This window comes from Vibrio sp. JPW-9-11-11, from assembly GCF_013369335.1.
GTDB lineage: Bacteria > Pseudomonadota > Gammaproteobacteria > Enterobacterales > Vibrionaceae > Vibrio.
Genome location: NZ_SZQJ01000004.1, coordinates 152954 through 171139, shown reverse-complemented (window position 1 = coordinate 171139; position 18186 = coordinate 152954). Strand labels below are relative to the sequence as shown.

Below are 18186 nucleotides of genomic sequence, written 5' to 3'. Positions count from 1 at the left end.
TCTATGTCTTACTGCTCTTTCGCCAGTGGCGGCACTTCGCGGCCACGACGTTCATAAAACTCTTTGACGAACTCATCAAAACGATCTTCATCAATCGCACTACGGATGCTTTCCATTAAGCGCTGGTAGTAACGGAGGTTGTGAATCGTATTAAGACGAGCACCCAGGATTTCGTTACAACGCTCTAGGTGGTGAAGGTACGACTTAGAGTAGTTTTGGCAAGTGTAACAGTCACAGTGTGGATCCAGTGCGGTTGTGTCTGTTTTGTGTTTCGCATTACGGATCTTGATCACACCGCCAGTCACAAATAGGTGACCGTTACGCGCGTTGCGCGTTGGCATGACACAGTCAAACATATCGATACCACGGCGAACACCTTCGACTAAGTCTTCAGGCTTACCTACACCCATTAGGTAACGTGGTTTGTCTTCCGGTAACTGTGGGCAGGTGTGCTCAAGAATCCGATGCATGTCTTCTTTAGGTTCACCGACCGCTAAGCCGCCAACCGCGTAGCCATCAAATCCGATTTCAGTCAGGCCTTTAACCGACACATCACGTAAGTCTTCGTAAACCCCGCCCTGAACGATACCAAATAGGTTGTTAGGGTTTTCTAGTTTATCGAAGTGATCACGTGAACGTTGTGCCCAACGTAGAGACATTTCCATCGATTTTTTCGCTTCATCGTGGGTCGCTGGGTATGGCGTACACTCGTCGAAGATCATCACAATATCAGAACCAAGGTCTTTTTGGATTTCCATCGACTTTTCGGCGTCCATAAAAATCTTGTCACCGTTTACCGGATTACGGAAGTGAACACCTTGCTCAGTAATGGTACGCATCTTACCCAAACTGAAGACTTGGAAACCGCCTGAATCGGTCAAGATAGGGCCATGCCAGTTCATAAAATCGTGCAGATCACCGTGCATTTTCATGATTTCCTGGCCAGGACGTAACCATAGGTGGAATGTGTTACCGAGCAGAATTTCAGCACCTGTGCCTTTCACTTCTTCTGGCGTCATACCTTTAACCGTACCGTAAGTACCTACTGGCATGAATGCTGGCGTTTGCACTGTGCCACGCTCGAAGGTCAGTTGACCACGACGCGCTACACCGTCTTTTTTCTTAAGATCGAATTTTAACTTCACGAAGCCTCCGGTTGTCAGAGAAACAGTCTGACGATATGTTCGGGGTGATACCCCATTAGGGAGTGGTCGCCTTCCGTGCGAGAGATAAGATAGCCTTCTACCCTACTTCCTAGCTTGCTGCTAGCACTCGTAAACTTTTCAATTATACCGTTTTCTTTTTGATGAACATGGCGTCGCCATACGAGAAGAAACGGTACTTGTTCTCGACAGCATGTTTGTACGCATTCATGGTATTTTCGTAACCAGCAAAGGCACTCACCAACATAATCAGGGTCGATTCTGGTAAGTGAAAGTTGGTAATCAAACAGTCGACTAACTGATAGTCGTAACCTGGAAAAATAAAGATTTCTGTATCACCAAAGAAAGGAACCAACTCTGTGCCTTTTTTTATCGCGTCTTGCGCCGCACTCTCCAAAGAGCGTACCGACGTCGTGCCTACCGCGATAATTCTACCACCTCGCTGCTTAGTTGCTTTGATCGCATCGACCACTTCTTGTGGTACTTCAACATATTCTGCATGCATGTGGTGATCGGTGATCGTATCGACTTTCACTGGCTGAAAGGTGCCCGCGCCAACGTGCAAAGTCACATAGGCAAACTCGGCCCCTTTGGCTTGGATTTTTGCCAGTAGCTGCTCGTCAAAGTGCAAACCTGCTGTTGGCGCCGCAACCGCTCCCGGCTTTTGATTATAAACCGTTTGATAGCGCTCTTTATCGGAATCTTCATCTGGACGGTCGATATACGGTGGAAGTGGCATATGGCCAATCTCTTCCAATACCGAAAGAACGTTTTGTTCTGAGTTGAACTTCAACTCAAACAACGCGTCATGTCGTGCCACCATTTCAGCACTATACTCGTCGTTTTCACCAACGAAAATTGTAGTGCCCGGCTTTGGTGACTTGGAACAACGAACGTGAGCCAGAATACTTTTATCGTCTAGCACTCGCTCAACCAACACTTCTAACTTGCCCCCCGACGCTTTGCGGCCAAACAGTCGCGCTGGAATCACGCGAGTATTATTGAAAACCACTAAATCGCCAGGTTGAACTTGGTCAAGGACATCGGTAAATGTGCCATCAACCAGTTCCCCGCTGTTACCATCCATCTGAAGCAAACGGCTGGCAGTGCGTTCTGGCTGAGGGTAACGAGCAATCAGCTCGTCGGGTAAATCAAAGTGGAAATCGGATACTTGCATGTTACTAATCTTAAGTCGTGGTTTCTTAGTCGTGATGGCAGTCGAGCTGATTCTGTCACAAACAGACGACGAGTTTTTTGCAGCCGACTAGTATATTCCCCAGCGAGGCAATAGCAAGAAAAGAGATCCGAATTATTATAATCAGATACAATTTGCTCGGCGCAACTTTTGGACACACCAAACAAAGCACATGGGCGTTAAGCCGGTCATATTTTACGACTGATTTTTGATAATTCGAGATAAAAATCCAACCTGCTCCCAATATCGAGGGTTAAAAATGACTATATTTACCAATGAGCCTCTGCAATCTATTGGTTGTCCCCCAAGGTTGACCATCATGCTCAATACATGAACCAGAGGCTATGTTCGTCAAAACTAGGAGGCCGCCATGATCAAGGTAGAAGACATGATGACGCGTACCCCGCATACGCTTCTTCGCTATCACAATCTCGCCGATGCCAAAAGCATGATGGAAGCGCTCGATATTCGACACGTCCCCATCGTTGATGCGAACAAGCAACTTCTTGGCGTGGTATCACAAAGAGATGTGTTGGCCGCTCAAGAGTCTAGCTTACAAAACATTCCAGAAAACCAAACTTTTACCCTTAACACTCCCCTCTATGACGTGATGAAAACCGGCGTGATGACCGTCGCACCTCAAGCGGGGCTTAAAGAAAGCGCCATTTACATGCAAAAGCATAAGGTGGGCTGTTTACCTGTGGTAGACAAGGGGGAACTGGTCGGCATCATTACCGACAGTGACTTTGTTGCCATCGCCATTAACTTACTTGAACTCGAAGAAGAATCAGAGCCTGAAGAAATTGAATAGCCTTCAGATGGCGTAACGTTTCTCTATTTTGACGAGCTATGGCGTGGTCGCTGTTCAACCACGCCATAGCTTACCAGACATACTCAACCCGATAGCCCATCTCTGTGCCACGTCACCTGGTCTTTTGATGCTCGGTCATCATACAGTTGGCAGAAAGTGCCACTCACGTAAAAATCCCAACTAGACTTAGTGATAAAAACATCAGAAAGATAATATCCACTGAAAATAGGTCTGTCGCTATGAGTCTACGAAAATTACTCACCATGGGGTTTGGGGTTATTCTTGCCCTTATTTTGATCATGTCTACGATTGCGGCACTGCGCTTTTATCAATCCAGCCAAGGCTTCAACACTTATCGGGAGTTAGCTATCACAAGTGTGGCAACTGGCCGCGTACAAGCGAACATTCTTGAAGCTCGCTTGGCCGCGCTGAAATACATTCGTGACCATGACAACAACAGCAAACAAGAGCTAAGTCGCCGAATCAGCACCTCAAAACAACTTATTCAGCAAGCAATGGACGGCAGCGTTTCCACTTCACAGCGCACACAGCTCTCACAAATAGCGGACCAACTTGTTCAATATGAGCAAGGCTTTAATCAAGTGGTAGCCTTGGTTGAACAACGCAATCAATTGGTCGAACAAACGCTCACCCCGCTCGGTCTTACCATGCGTAAAGAGGTGAGTGATATTATGCAAGGAGCGGCCAATGAAGATGATCTCGAGGTTGCGGTCAGCGCAGGCAACTTGCAACAGCACTTAATGCTGGGTCGCCTATACGCGTCTCAATACCTCACCACTAATCAGCAATCTGACGCTGAACGTGCCAACAAAGAGTTCATCGAGGTATTAGCGGCCGCTGAAACGGTCGAATCTCAACTCATGTCGACACAGCAGTTGGGGCATTTTAAGGACTTTGGCCAAGCGTTTTCCGACTACCAAGCAACGTTTGCTCAAGTGGTACAAACCATTGCCGAGCGAAATGAGATCATCAAGGGGACATTGGATGTGCTTGGTGGCTCGATGGCTCAATCTATCGAGCAACTCAAATTGGCGACCAAAAATCAACAAGATGAAGTCGGCCCGCAAATGGTCGATCGCTTCTCTTCTGCGCAAACTACCATGATTTTGTTGGCAATTTTTGTCGTCATCACTGGGCTTATCATCGCGTACCTCATTTATCGAAATGTGCTGAAAGCCGTGGGAGGAGAACCGACCGTTATTCAGGCCGTGGTCGAGCAAGTGGCGAAGGGAGATCTATCTACTCAGATTGACGTGACAGGGAACGAGAGTGGTATCTACGCGAATATCTTGCAAATGCGCCAAGAGCTACGTCGCATCATCGATGGCTTTCATCAGATTTCAGATAATGTCTCGTCAGCGTCTGTTGAGTTAACGGCGGTGATGAGTGACACCGAAGCCAATGCACAAAATGAGCTGAGTCAAGTCGAACAAATCGCCACCGCGATCAACGAACTCTCGAGCACCGCGAGTGAAGTTAGCCAAAATGCCGCCCACGCCGAGAGCTCAGCCAGTGACGCCACTTCGAAAGTATCAGAGGGTGCCAGCGCGCTTGATTCTTCCGATAACATTTCAGAGAAAGTGATCAAGTCGGTGGATGAAACCTCGAAAATTGTTCACCAACTACAAGAATACTCGGTCGAAATAGGCACGGTAGTGGAGGTGATCAACTCCATTTCAGAACAAACCAACTTGCTTGCTCTTAACGCAGCGATTGAGGCAGCTCGTGCTGGTGAACAAGGACGCGGTTTTGCCGTCGTCGCCGACGAGGTGCGATCTTTGGCCGCTAAAACCCAACAATCAACGGTCGATATTCAAGACATCATTTCCAAGTTGCAAGCACAGGCCAAAGATGCCAACGACTTTATGCAGTCCAACCTCGTATTGACCGAAGACTCACGCAATTACAGCACGCAATTACGGGCCGCTTTCTCCTCTATCACTCACTCTGTTCAGTTGATCTCCGATATGAATACTCAAGTCGCGACCGCGTCTGAAGAACAGTCAGGGGTAACGCAAGACATTTCCCAAAACGTCTCGCAAACGTTCGACCTGGTGCATCAAAATGTGGCGGGAATTCAGCAGAGTAAAAAGGCCAGTGAAGAGCTCTCTTCCCTTGCAGAAAGACAAAAAGAACTACTCAGCTTTTTTAAACTATAAAAAAAGAGCGGCCTGCGCCGCTCAAAAGCATGTCAAAGTTTATGCCTAAACAGAATACCACTTCCCAATGGTGAGTCAGCTAAAGCCTGCATTTTAACTGACTCACACTGGGTCTAGGGATTAAAATTGGTCCTCTTCAGTTGAGCCGGTGAGCGCGGTTACTGACGAGCTCCCACCTTGAATAGTGTTGGTCATTTTGTCGAAGTAACCAGTACCAACCTCTTGTTGGTGCGCAACGAAGGTGTAGCCTTTCTCAGCCGCTTGGAACTCAGGACGCTGAACTTTCTCTACGTAGTGGCGCATGCCTTCCCCTTGGGCGTAGTCGTGCGCAAGCTCAAACATGTTGAACCACATGTTATGGATACCCGCCAACGTGATGAACTGGTATTTATAGCCCATATCAGAAAGCTCTTGCTGGAACTTAGCAATAGTGTCCGCGTCTAGGTTCTTCTCCCAGTTAAATGATGGTGAACAGTTGTACGCCAATAGCTGATCTGGGTACTCGGCGTGAATCGCTTCAGCAAACTTACGCGCTTCTTCCAAACAAGGCGTTGCGGTTTCACACCAAATTAGGTCTGCATATGGCGCATACGCTAGGCCACGAGAAATCGCTTGGTCGATCCCCGCACGCACGCGGTAGAAACCTTCTTGCGTGCGCTCACCAACGATGAAGTCTTTATCGTATGGGTCACAGTCAGAGGTAAGCAAGTCTGCGGCATTGGCGTCAGTACGCGCAATCACCAAGGTAGTCGTGCCTGCAACGTCGGCTGCAAGTCGCGCTGCTACCAGCTTTTGCACGGCTTCTTGAGTTGGAACCAGTACTTTACCGCCCATGTGACCACATTTTTTCACTGACGCTAACTGGTCTTCAAAGTGAACCCCTGCAGCACCTGCATCGATCATAGACTTCATCAGCTCGTAGGCGTTGAGAACGCCACCAAAACCCGCTTCCGCATCTGCCACGATAGGGAGGAAATAGTCGATACCGCCTTCATCTTCTGGAGACTTACCAGAAGACCACTGAATTTGGTCAGCACGACGGAAAGAGTTGTTGATTCGCTTAACCACAGATGGCACTGAATCCACTGGGTACAGAGATTGGTCTGGGTACATGGTTGACGCAGTGTTGTTATCTGCCGCGACCTGCCAGCCTGAAAGATAAATCGCTTCGATACCCGCTTTTGCTTGCTGGACCGCTTGACCACCCGTCAGTGCACCTAGACAGTTAACGTAGCCTTTTTTTGCGCTACCGTTGACCAGTGACCACAGCTTGTCCGCACCGCGCTGGGCGATGGTGTTAGCCGGAACCATAGAGCCACGCAACTCTACCACTTCTTCTGCAGTGTAAGGGCGTTTTACTTGTTTCCAGCGTGGATTGGTTGCCCAATCTTTTTCTAGAGCTTCGATTTGTTGGCGGCGAGTTAAGTTAGTCATCGGTCTATCCCTCTGTTGATGAGCGCTTTGTTGTGCTGCGCTTTGAATTTTTGTCGCTAACGGCAGTACATCCTGCTCTGCCGGTTCGCTTTCACGTTATTGTTAGGTTGTGGAGTTAATATCTATTAGTCCAAGTAGTCGTAACCGGGTACGGTTAAGAAATTGGTCAGCTCATCACTGGTGGTGAGCTTGGCCATAAGTTCGGCCGCTTGTTCAAATCGACCGGCCTGATAGCGGGCTTCACCCACCTCTTGTTTGACCACTTCGATCTCTTGTGCAAGGTATTGCTCAAACAGGGCCTTGGTCACGGTTTGACCATTGTCGAGCGCTTTGCCGTGTTGGATCCATTGCCATATAGAAGCGCGAGAGATCTCGGCTGTCGCAGCATCTTCCATCAAGCCATAAATGGGCACACAGCCATTGCCTGAGATCCATGCTTCGATGTATTGCAACGCCACGCGAATGTTATGGCGCATCCCTTGTTCGGTAATGTCACCATCACAAGGGGCAAGCAGATCCGCGGCGGTAACGGGCGCATCTTGCTCTCGCGATACATTGAGCTGGTTACTACGCTGACCTAATGCTTGATCGAACACAGCCATCGCAGTATCTGCCAAGCCTGGGTGCGCAACCCAAGTACCGTCATGTCCGTTGCTCGCTTCTAGCGTTTTATCTTTGTTCACCTTATCGAGCACTTGCTGGTTGGTCTGCGGGTCTTTCGCGGGGATAAAGGCGGCCATCCCTCCCATCGCGAAAGCGCCTCGCTTGTGACAGGTGCGGACAAGCAAACGCGAGTAAGCGTTTAGGAACGGCTTGTCCATTGTCACGACCTGACGGTCAGGAAGAACACGGTCAGCGTGTTTCTTCAAAGTTTTGATGTAGCTGAAAATATAGTCCCAGCGACCACAATTTAACCCGACGATGTGTTCTTTGAGTGAGAACAGAATTTCATCCATCTCAAATACAGCAGGGAGCGTTTCAATCAACACTGTGGCTTTTATCGTGCCGGTATCAAGGCCAAAGTAATCTTCCGTGAAGTGGAACACTTCACTCCACCACTGCGCTTCATGGTGTGATTGCAGTTTGGGAATGTAGAAGTACGGTCCGCTGCCCTTTTTAAGCAAATTCGCGTAGTTGTTGTAGAAATAAAGAGCGAAGTCGAACAGAGCGCCTGGGATGATCTGGCCATTATAAGTGACGTGTTTCTCTTTAAGATGCAGACCACGCACGCGACAAATCAAGACCGCAGGGTCATCCTCGAGTTGGTAATGCTTGCCATTCGCCGGATTGGTGTAACTGATGGTTCCGTTTACCGCGTCGCGCAGGTTAATTTGTCCATCTAGGACTTTGTCCCAGGCGGGCGACATCGAATCTTCAAAGTCAGCCATGAACACTTTCACATTGGCATTCAGTGCATTGATTACCATTTTTCGGTCGGTCGGGCCGGTAATTTCAACGCGTCGGTCTTGCAAATCTTGTGGAATACCTTGAATTTTCCAGCTACCTTCGCGGATATCTCGTGTCTCCTCGAGAAAGTCTGGCAATGCACCAGCGTCAATGCGCGCCTGTTTTTCTTCTCGCACTGCCAGTAGCTCATCAACACGCTGGGCAAACTTGCCACACAACAGAGACAAAAAGGTTTGGGCTTCAACAGGGAAAATGGTTTGATGCTCTGGTGAAAGAGAACCAGTGACATCAAGCTGGCCTTCGGTATGGAAGGTTTCTTGGGCTTGGTTGGTATTTTCTCTGTCTGGCGTGTTGGTAAGCATAATTTCTTCCTTAACTATCCATGCTAATGACATCGGCTACTTTGGATAACGACCAGTTACATTTGTAACTATCAAACAACAATCACACATTGCCATTGATTGATGTTTCATACGGTCCATCACTGACTTGAGCTTTAGATTGACCGAGCTCAGCAAGCTTTACAATCTAGACATAAGTCTTACTAGGCATGCATTTAAGCTATACCAACATTGAGTAGAGTAAAAGTACTAAAGTAAACAAAACGTTAAATTCAAAGTTTTATTCCGCCAGCGATAAAGCCTTGATTTCGATCACCAAAACGTAACTAGTTACGTAATTTAATTACAGTGAAATTTGGTTTGTGAAACCGTTTCAAACAAGCGTTTGATATGATGCTTTCGCAAATGATCCCTGCTGGCTACTGCCAAGCCGATGATGAGTTGAGTAGAGATCAAACAGAGAGAAAAATGAGAACTGTAAAATTCACAGTGTGAAATTTCACAATTTAATGAAAGCTTCATCAAAAATAAGTTGTGAAATTTTACAAGTTAAACTTTACCGTCAGCATAAAATGCTAAAAAGCACACTAAAACTAGTGTGCTTTTAGCGGTATTTGGCAGTGAGGAAAGTACGACTTATCGCTAAAGTAGGGTTGAAACCACATCTGCAAGCTGGTTAAAAGTATTCACGCGAGAGGAGCTAGGTCGCCAAACCAAGCCGATATGACGATGCGCTTGGCGACCAGGTGCATCGATGACGACCAGGTTTTGGTTGTCGAGCAAGCCGTGATCAATCGCCATTTGAGGAATAAAGGTGGTACCCATGCCGTTGGCGACCATCTGGACTAAGGTATGTAAACTGGTGGCAGAGAATGGATTAATCTTCTCTTTATCGGTCAGTTGGCAGGCAGAGACCGCATGTTCAGTCAAGCAGTGCTCCTTCTCAAGCAAAAACACAAACTCATTTGGCAAGTCGGCATATCTTATTGGTGTGCGGATCGCATCCGCTTGATTTTGACTGATGATCATTCGAAACGGGTCACTGCCGACAATTCGGCTGTCCATAGAGCCAATATCGACCGGCAGCGCCAAAATCAAAACGTCGAGCTCGCCATGGCGCAAAGCATCCAATAAGTTGGTCGTCGTGTCTTCTCTTAATAGTAAGTTCAACTGCGGAAAGCGTTGATTGACCTCTTGCACCAAGTCGCACAACAAAAACGGAGCAATAGTAGGAATACACCCTACTCGCAACTGCCCTTCCATCTCGTCGCCTTGACACAAACGACCCAACTCGACCAAATCTTGCCCTTTGGCCAACAATTCGCGCCCATGCTGCACCACCATTTCCCCCGCTTGGGTAAATACCAGTGGACTTTTTTTGTCTTTTTTCTCGTAAAGCGGACACCCAATCAACTCTTCGAGGTTCTGGATACCTTTACTTAAGGTCGACTGACTGACAAAACATTTTTCGGCGGCATCGCTAAAATGGCGGGTTTCATAAAGGGTGATCAAGTAGTGTAACTGTTTGAGGCTAGGCCACTTATTCATAGAACTATCGATTACTCGTGGTTAGATATTGACCAAGATAATAAAACCAAACTTATCGCTTTTTTCGATTAACTTAATCTATTTAATTCGCTTTTTTACATACTACAATGTGTACTATAGTTTGTCTCGTACAAACACGGACCGAACCCGCGCCCTATACGCTGGTTTGGAACTAATTATATATTTTAGGAGCAAAAAAATGGTACTAGTAGGTCGTCAAGCCCCAGATTTTACTGCTGCAGCTGTTCTAGGTAATGGTGAAATCGTTGATAACTTCAACTTTGCAGAGTTCACTAAAGGTAAGAAAGCGGTTGTTTTCTTCTACCCACTAGATTTCACTTTCGTTTGCCCTTCTGAGCTAATCGCATTCGACAACCGTTTCGAAGACTTCAAAGCGAAAGGCGTAGAAGTTATCGGTGTATCTATCGATTCTCAATTCTCTCACAACGCATGGCGTAACACAGCTATCGAAGATGGCGGTATCGGTCAAGTTAAGTACCCTCTTGTTGCTGACGTTAAACACGAAATCTGCAAAGCGTACGACGTTGAGCACCCAGAAGCTGGCGTTGCGTTCCGTGGTTCATTCCTAATCGACGAAGACGGTCTAGTTCGTCACCAAGTAGTGAACGATCTACCTCTAGGTCGTAACATCGACGAAATGCTACGCATGGTTGATGCACTAAACTTCCACCAAAAGCACGGCGAAGTATGTCCTGCACAATGGGAAGAAGGTAAAGCAGGTATGGACGCTTCACCAAAAGGTGTTGCCGCGTTCCTATCTGAGCACTCATCAGACCTAGGCAAAAAGTAATTGCCTAACTCATACCCAACGCTCAACGGGTATGAATGGTTGGTAAATCTATAAAGTAATAAGCGCGAAAAGCGCAGCGCCAATCAGTGTTAAGTAAAGTCCTAATCAAGAGCCCGAAGTCATGCTTCGGGCTCTTTTTATTCCCGCTTGTGCACATAGGTGTAGTTGAAAAGACAAAGTGTCGATAAAAAGACAAGGCGTATCATCCTCCGGACGTTCTGGTCATTGCCTCTTTAAACTCGCCTTGGCTGTCACTATGATGAACTCAACTAAATTTACGACCGAGCAAGCAAGCTCTGTCGAGACGTATCCCAACATGGAGATTTAACATGGCTTACTTTTCTCTCGCCTTTGGTACGGCGACCAAAAACCGTGATGGAAAAATCATTGAAGCATTTTTCCCTAACCCAGTTCTTAACCCAGCAGACGCACTGGTTGAAGCTGTAGCTAAAGTTGCTGGTTACGAGCAAGGTAACCAAGCTATCGAAATATCTGCTGCTCAAAGCGCTGAACTAGCTGGTGCATTTGAAGCTAATGGTGATGTAGCCAACGCTTCTTTTGCCGCTAAAGCCGCTGAGTCTTCTCAGCCTCTAGTGCTTGTTGTTCTGGCTAGTGACGAAAAACCAGCTTCAGTTGCTGAAGGTTTCCTTAAGCTACAACTTATCTCTAACCGTCTGGTTCAACCGCACGGCACTGTACTTGACGGTATCTTCGGTCTACTGCACAACATCGCATGGACTAACGAAGGTCCTATCGATCTGCCAGAACTAGCTGAGCGTCAGATTGAAGCACGTCTTGCTGGTCGCTCACTCTCTGTAGACTGTGTAGACAAGTTTCCAAAAATGGTTGATTACGTGGTTCCTGCTGGCATTCGTATTGCTGACACCTCTCGCGTACGTCTTGGCGCACATGTTGGCGAGGGCACAACGGTTATGCACGAAGGTTTCATCAACTTCAACGCAGGTACTACTGGCGTAAGCATGGTTGAAGGTCGTATCTCTGCAGGTGTTGTTGTGGGCGACGGCTCTGACATCGGCGGCGGCGCATCGATTATGGGTACTCTATCAGGCGGCGGTACCGTTGTTGTCTCTATCGGTGAAAACTCACTGCTAGGTGCCAACGCAGGTCTTGGTTTCCCTCTAGGCGATCGTTGTACTGTTGAATCTGGACTATATGTAACGGCTGGTTCTAAAGTGCGCATGCTAGATTCATCAGGCCAAGAAGTGGAAGTGGTTAAAGCACGTGATCTGGCTGGCGTATCTGACCTACTGTTCCGTCGCAACTCAGTGACAGGTCAAATCGAATGTCTGGCTAACAAGTCTGCGGTAGAACTGAACTCAGAGCTACACAGCAACAACTAACCACAGCCGAAATGGATTAAGCCGGGCACTGTTGCTCGGCTTTTTTGTTTCCACCTGATTAGCTTTCCGCTCGTTTTAGCGCGCTGCGAACGCTCGCTAATGCAATCACTTTGTGAAAAGGAATAATCACCAGTAGATAAATGTAGCCTATCCAAGTGTAGGTCTTCACCAAAGTCGATAAGGTAAACTGACCTGCACCACTTTTGAGTAACGACAAGCTCACCTGCATATGTCTGTCCTGTGAAGTGCATATTATTTCCTCATCGGATAGCCACTCGACCTGATGAAGTCCGGCCGATTTCCCTTGCTCCAACAGCTCTACGCTCAGTACCTCTGGCTCAGACGAAACGGCAAAGCCTAACGGCCGTACAAGCCGGTTTCTCAAAGCCATCATAGCGGTAACAACAGCTGGCAACTGAGCAAATATATTCACATACACTTGCGCTGGACTAAGGTTCGGATCGTCAAATGAAAAGCTCAGGCTGTCGCTAAAGCCTCGTTTGCTTTGACGACCACTGAGTTGGCTATGGGCAGGCACTCCTCCACAAACCACCTTACTCATATCAACTCCTTGATCATCTGTTTTAGTGCACTTCGTACTTCTTTACCGCCAATAACGGCTAAAAACGCCAATGCGCCAGAAATTAAGATCAGCATAAGCAACGGCCGTAGCAGGTAAGAGAAACAAAAAAGCCCAGGGATGAATATCAGCCAACGACATAACTGAATGATGGGAGTTCGAATTATACTTTCCATAGCAAGCCTTAATATTTATTAAAAATGAGCACGCTCAATTTTATAAATGAGCGCGCTCAGTTTTATAAATGAGCGCGCTCAGTTTGTCAAATTATCTGCCAAAGCGTATGATTCTCAGATAAGGTTTAAAGCTGAGACAATGATGAGTAAACGAGAACAAACAAGACAAAAAATTCTCACCGCTGCATGGCAACTATTTGAAACTCAAGGTTATCAAGAAACATCAACTCGTCAGATAGCTCGGCATGCTGGGGTTGCTGACGGCACAGTATTCAGCCACTTTGACACCAAACTAGCGATTCTGCGTGAAGGTATGTTGAGCCAACTGGCAGATCTTTCACAGCAAGCATTAAACTCACCTTCTCAGGATGCTCTTGAGCTAGGCATGCAGTTAGCGCGAACTTACTACGGCTATTACTTTGCGAATATCAATCTCAGCCGAGCATTACTTAAAGAAGTAATCTGGGACATGGATTACTACCAATCATTCAACCAGTCTCTGTTTGAAACCACTATCCTTCCCGCTTCAGTGATCAATAAAATGCCAGTGATCCTAGATTGTTACTTCATGACTCTGATCAGTCACTTAAGCAAAGAGGTGCCTGATATGCAGCTTGCGCTGGAAGAGCTTGAGTACAAATATCGCGTGTTACTGGGCGAGTCTTAACAATCCATAATCGGCTTTCGAACACACCGCTTTTCCATTTTGGCGATGTTTCATCTCACCTCGCGCCTCTGGATAACATTTCATTGACATTTTTATGCTCAAACACTCATTTTTAATGTTCGTTTATTTTCGAGTGTGGCTATTTGTGCAAAATTAAACGGTGTAAATAGGGACTACACCAATCAGCTGCTACCAGACATCGAATTCGCTCAACCGCGCTCAAACGATAAGCAAGCCAAGATTAGCTAAAATAGTAATAATGAAACAAAAGGATTCTTACCATGACTGAGCAAAAGTACATTGTTGCCCTAGACCAAGGAACAACAAGCTCTCGCGCGGTGATACTGGATCACGATGCAAACATTGTTAGCATCTCGCAACGTGAATTCACTCAAATCTATCCTCAGTCAGGGTGGGTCGAGCATGATCCCCTAGAAATCTGGGCAACACAAAGCTCTACCCTGATCGAAACTCTGGCCAAATCGGGGATCAGCAGTGACCAACTTGCTGCTATCGGCATTACCAACCAACGTGAAACCACAATAGTCTGGAATAAAGAGACCGGAAAACCTGTTTACAACGCCATTGTATGGCAGTGCCGACGTACTGCAGAGATGTGTGAACAGCTTAAGGCGCGCGGGTTAGAGGAGTATGTGCGCGAAAATACTGGCTTATTGCTCGACCCATATTTCTCTGGCACCAAAGTGAAATGGATTTTAGATAATGTCGACGGCGCCCGTGAAGACGCTGAAGCGGGAAAACTGCTATTTGGAACCGTGGATACATGGTTGGTATGGAAGATGACACAAGGCCGAGTGCATGTCACCGACTATACCAACGCCTCACGGACCATGTTATTCAATATCAATGATTTATGTTGGGATCAAAAACTGCTCGATGAACTCGGCATTCCAGCGTCGATGATGCCTGAAGTCAAACGATCGTCGGAAGTGTATGGTCAAACCAATATTGGCGGTAAAGGCGGCACTCGCATCCCGATCGCTGGGATTGCCGGAGACCAACAAGCCGCGTTATATGGTCAGATGTGTGTCGAAGCAGGTCAAGCCAAAAACACCTATGGTACGGGTTGTTTTCTATTGATGAACACCGGGCAAGAGAAAGTGACCTCGACCCATGGGCTGCTGACGACTCTTGCCTGTGGCCGAAATGGAGAGCCCTCTTACGCGCTCGAAGGGGCGGTCTTTATGGGCGGTGCCGCGATCCAGTGGTTACGCGATGAGATGAAACTGCTGGCCGATGCGAAAGACTCGGAATACTTCGCGACCAAGGTCGACACGTCAAATGGTGTGTATGTGGTGCCTGCCTTTACCGGCTTAGGTGCCCCTTATTGGGACGCTTGGGCGCGTGGAACCATTGTTGGGCTCACTCGCGGAGTCAGCGCTAATCACATCATTCGTGCTACACTAGAGGGCATCGCCTATCAGACTCGTGATGTGCTTGACGCAATGCAAGCAGACTCCGGAATTAAGCTTGCCAACTTACGTGTCGACGGCGGCGCGGTTGCCAACAACTTTTTAATGCAGTTTCAATCCGACGTACTCGATACACAAGTGCTGCGACCACAAGTCACCGAAGTCACCGCGCTTGGCGCCGCCTACCTCGCCGGCCTCGCTGTCGGTTACTGGGCTAGTATTGATGAGCTAAAAAACAAAGCGCAACTCGACCGAACCTTTGACCCCCACCAAGACGAAGAGAAGCGCAACCGTCGCTATAAAGGCTGGAAGCGCGCGGTCAAGTGTGCGCAAGTCTGGGCCGAGATGCACAGCGAAGACGACGAGTAATCAAGCCCACAGACTCATTCCAATGCAAAAAGAGCGCGTGTATCGCGCTCTTTTTGCGTCATGCCACCGATTCCACTCGATACTGGCTTCTCACAACGCGCTAATTCGCGCACAATACTGAGCATATTTATTTTCGAATTTGGTGTTATGAGCATTTATCGTGCTTAACTAGGGAGTATTTAGTGAAACAGATTCCACGCCACCAGCAGATTATCGCGTTAGTCCAGAAGCAGGGCTATGTCAGTACCGACGAACTGGTAGAGAAGTTTAATGTTAGCCCGCAAACCATACGTCGCGACCTGAACGAGTTAGCAGATGATAACAAAATTCGTCGCTATCATGGCGGTGCGACTATCCCATTGAGTTCAGAGAATACCTCTTACAGCACCCGTAAAAGCATGAACTTTAATGAAAAAGATGTCATTGCCGAAGAAGTGGCCAAGCATATTCCCGACGGCGCGACCTTGTTCATTGATATTGGCACAACACCAGAAGCGATCGCACGTGCGCTTTGTAAGCACCATAAACAACTGCGCGTCGTCACGAACAACATCAATGTTGCGACTATTTTGCTTGCCAACCCAGAGTTTAAAGTGATCTTAGCCGGTGGCGAAGTACGCAATCGCGATGGCGGTATTGTCGGTGAAGCCACGCTCGACTTTATTAAACAATTTCGCCTCGACTTCGGTATCTTAGGAATTAGTGGTATCGACTTTGACGGCTCACTACTCGACTTTGATTATCACGAAGTGAGAGTAAAACAGGCGATCATTGAGAACAGTCGTCGCGTGTTTCTTGCCGTCGATCACTCAAAATTTGGCCGCAATGCTATGGTGAAATTAGGGAATATCTCCCAACTGCATATGCTTTTCACCGACCAACAACCACCAAAACAGATTCTGTCTATCTTGAGTGAACACTCTATTCCTCTGCAAGTCATCGACAAGACTCAAGTACGCTAAATAGTTACTTACTGACAACAAACAACCAACCTCTATGTTCATATAGAGGTTTTTTTATGCTCAAACCACACAAACGCTCATAAACGAAAATAAATAGTGATCCAAAACGAAAGCTATTATAGGATTATACCCAGTTCAAAAATGCTCGTTCGCTCAAAATAGGATCATGGATTTTTATGGGTATCAGTTCAAACGCAGTAAATACAGACAAAACTTTCGATTTGATCATCATTGGTGGTGGTATTAATGGCGCGGGAATCGCAGCGGATGCAGCGGGAAGAGGTCTTTCCGTCGGACTCTTTGAAGCGCAAGACTTTGCTTCTGCAACGTCATCCGCAAGCTCGAAGTTGATCCACGGTGGATTACGTTACCTAGAACACTATGAGTTTCGTTTGGTCTCAGAAGCACTGGCAGAGCGAGAGGTGCTTTTAAAGAAAGCACCTCACGTCGCCCAGCCAATGCGTTTTCGCTTGCCACACCGACCTTTCTTGCGCCCAGCATGGATGATTCGCTGTGGCTTGTTCCTGTACGATCACTTAGGAAAGCGAACCACACTGCCTGCCAGTGAAGGAATTGATCTGAGCCAATCAGGCTTGCTGAAACCAGAAATGAAAAAAGGATTCGAATACTCAGATTGCTGGGTTGATGACGCACGCTTGGTGTTACTCAACGTACTCGCAGCGCAAGAAAACGGCGCAGAGATTCGTAACTATTGCCGCGTAGAGAATGCCCGTCGCGTCGGCGATATTTGGCACGTTTCGATAAAAGATGCCATTACAGGCGAGCAATTTACTCGCAAAGCCAAAGCTCTGGTAAACGCTGCTGGCCCTTGGGTGAAACAGTTCTTTGACGACGGTCTCGAGCAGGCTTCACCACGCAATATTCGCTTGATCAAAGGCTCACATATTGTCGTGCCGCGCATTCATGATGAGCCACAAGCCTACATTCTACAAAATCAAGACCATCGCATCGTATTTATGATTCCATACTTGGATCGCTTCTCGATCATAGGGACCACCGATGTCGAATATCAGGGCGATCCACGTAAAGTCGCTATTGATCAAAACGAAATCGACTATTTACTCGACATCGTAAATCAGCACTTTGTTAAACAACTCAGCAATGAGGATGTGGTGTGGAGCTACAGTGGTGTTCGCCCATTGTGCGATGATGAGTCCGATTCGCCTCAAGCCATCACACGCGACTACACGCTTGAACTGGAAGCAGAACTCGACCAAGCGCCATTGTTATCCATTTTTGGCGGCAAGTTAACGACCTACCGTAAGCTTGGTGAAGCAGCACTGGCCAAGCTAAAGCCATATCTTTCTCATATGGGCAATACGTGGACAGCGGATCACGCACTGCCTGGGGGCAACTTCAGTTGTACACGCGAACAACTAGCAGAAATGATCCACGCAAATTACCCATGGCTTCCTCAAGCATTAATACTGAGATACGTCACCCAATTTGGTACTTACACTTGGCAGTTACTCGCCAACGTGAGCAACCAGCAAGAGATGGGGAAAGAGTTCTCACGCTCAGCACACGGCGTCTATCAACGAGAAGTCGATTATCTGGTTGAGCATGAAATGGTACGTACTCTAGACGATCTCATTTGGCGTCGAACCAAACTAGGTCTATATCTTTCAAGCGAAGAACAACAATCCCTAGCGGACTACTTAGCGAGCAAGCAAGAGCATGACCCGGTGAAACTGTCTCAAGTGAGTTAGCGCATCGCCAAGCAGCGA

General features: G+C 47.4%; 14 protein-coding genes. 8 read left to right on the top strand and 6 right to left on the bottom strand.

Translation table 11 applies throughout. From position 1 onward, the window contains the following. Positions 1-8: 8 nt before the first annotated feature. On the bottom strand, positions 9-1145 hold the full coding sequence (gene tgt / locus FCU94_RS03390) for a tRNA guanosine(34) transglycosylase Tgt (protein WP_176287140.1): 1137 nt from the start codon (positions 1143-1145) through the stop codon (positions 9-11). Positions 1146-1287: 142 nt separating this feature from the next. Then, positions 1288-2340, bottom strand: a complete 1053-nt coding sequence (gene queA / locus FCU94_RS03385) for a tRNA preQ1(34) S-adenosylmethionine ribosyltransferase-isomerase QueA (RefSeq protein ID WP_176287139.1) — start codon at positions 2338-2340, stop codon at positions 1288-1290. A 388-nt stretch (positions 2341-2728) separates the two neighbouring features. Here queA and FCU94_RS03380 point away from each other — a divergent pair, with 388 nt between their 5' ends. After that, positions 2729-3169: a CBS domain-containing protein gene (locus tag FCU94_RS03380; protein WP_176287138.1), complete on the top strand. Its 441-nt coding sequence runs from the start codon at positions 2729-2731 to the stop codon at positions 3167-3169. A gap of 239 nt (positions 3170-3408) precedes the next feature. Beyond that, the gene (locus FCU94_RS03375; RefSeq protein ID WP_176287137.1) at positions 3409-5349 is read left to right on the top strand and encodes a HAMP domain-containing methyl-accepting chemotaxis protein; all 1941 of its coding nucleotides are present in this window, start codon (positions 3409-3411) and stop codon (positions 5347-5349) included. 120 nt (positions 5350-5469) lie between these two features. Here FCU94_RS03375 and aceA read toward each other — a convergent pair whose 3' ends face one another. The 3 genes from aceA to FCU94_RS03360 all read right to left on the bottom strand — a co-directional run bounded on the left by aceA (position 5470) and on the right by FCU94_RS03360 (position 10079). Continuing rightward, entirely contained in the window at positions 5470-6783 is a 1314-nt protein-coding gene (gene aceA / locus FCU94_RS03370; protein ID WP_176287136.1) for an isocitrate lyase, read from the bottom strand. A gap of 125 nt (positions 6784-6908) precedes the next feature. Next, positions 6909-8552: a malate synthase A gene (gene aceB, locus FCU94_RS03365; RefSeq protein ID WP_176287135.1), complete on the bottom strand. Its 1644-nt coding sequence runs from the start codon at positions 8550-8552 to the stop codon at positions 6909-6911. A gap of 621 nt (positions 8553-9173) precedes the next feature. Continuing rightward, positions 9174-10079 carry a hydrogen peroxide-inducible genes activator gene (locus FCU94_RS03360; RefSeq protein ID WP_176287134.1) on the bottom strand — a complete coding sequence of 302 codons (906 nt, stop codon included), beginning with the start codon at positions 10077-10079 and terminating at the stop codon, positions 9174-9176. 199 nt (positions 10080-10278) lie between these two features. Here FCU94_RS03360 and FCU94_RS03355 point away from each other — a divergent pair, with 199 nt between their 5' ends. Both FCU94_RS03355 and dapD read left to right on the top strand, forming a co-directional pair. Next, complete coding sequence (locus FCU94_RS03355; protein WP_176287133.1) at positions 10279-10890, top strand: peroxiredoxin C; 612 nt, start codon at positions 10279-10281, stop codon at positions 10888-10890. A gap of 329 nt (positions 10891-11219) precedes the next feature. Further along, entirely contained in the window at positions 11220-12251 is a 1032-nt protein-coding gene (dapD, locus tag FCU94_RS03350) for a 2,3,4,5-tetrahydropyridine-2,6-dicarboxylate N-succinyltransferase (RefSeq protein ID WP_176287132.1), read from the top strand. Positions 12252-12309: 58 nt separating this feature from the next. Here dapD and FCU94_RS03345 read toward each other — a convergent pair whose 3' ends face one another. Then, the gene (locus tag FCU94_RS03345) at positions 12310-12813 is read right to left on the bottom strand and encodes a DUF2867 domain-containing protein (RefSeq protein ID WP_176287131.1); all 504 of its coding nucleotides are present in this window, start codon (positions 12811-12813) and stop codon (positions 12310-12312) included. Positions 12814-13149: 336 nt separating this feature from the next. Between FCU94_RS03345 and FCU94_RS03335 the strand changes: the two genes are divergently transcribed. From FCU94_RS03335 to glpD, 4 genes are all read left to right on the top strand, one after another. Continuing rightward, a complete protein-coding gene (locus FCU94_RS03335; protein WP_176287599.1) occupies positions 13150-13674 on the top strand; it encodes a TetR/AcrR family transcriptional regulator in 525 nt (174 codons plus the stop codon). Between the two features lie 281 nt (positions 13675-13955). Beyond that, positions 13956-15476, top strand: a complete 1521-nt coding sequence (gene glpK, locus FCU94_RS03330) for a glycerol kinase GlpK (RefSeq protein WP_176287129.1) — start codon at positions 13956-13958, stop codon at positions 15474-15476. Between the two features lie 182 nt (positions 15477-15658). Next, the gene (locus tag FCU94_RS03325) at positions 15659-16438 is read left to right on the top strand and encodes a DeoR/GlpR family transcriptional regulator (RefSeq protein ID WP_176287128.1); all 780 of its coding nucleotides are present in this window, start codon (positions 15659-15661) and stop codon (positions 16436-16438) included. A 176-nt stretch (positions 16439-16614) separates the two neighbouring features. After that, complete coding sequence (gene glpD, locus FCU94_RS03320) at positions 16615-18168, top strand: glycerol-3-phosphate dehydrogenase (RefSeq protein ID WP_176287127.1); 1554 nt, start codon at positions 16615-16617, stop codon at positions 18166-18168. Positions 18169-18186 lie beyond the last annotated feature (18 nt).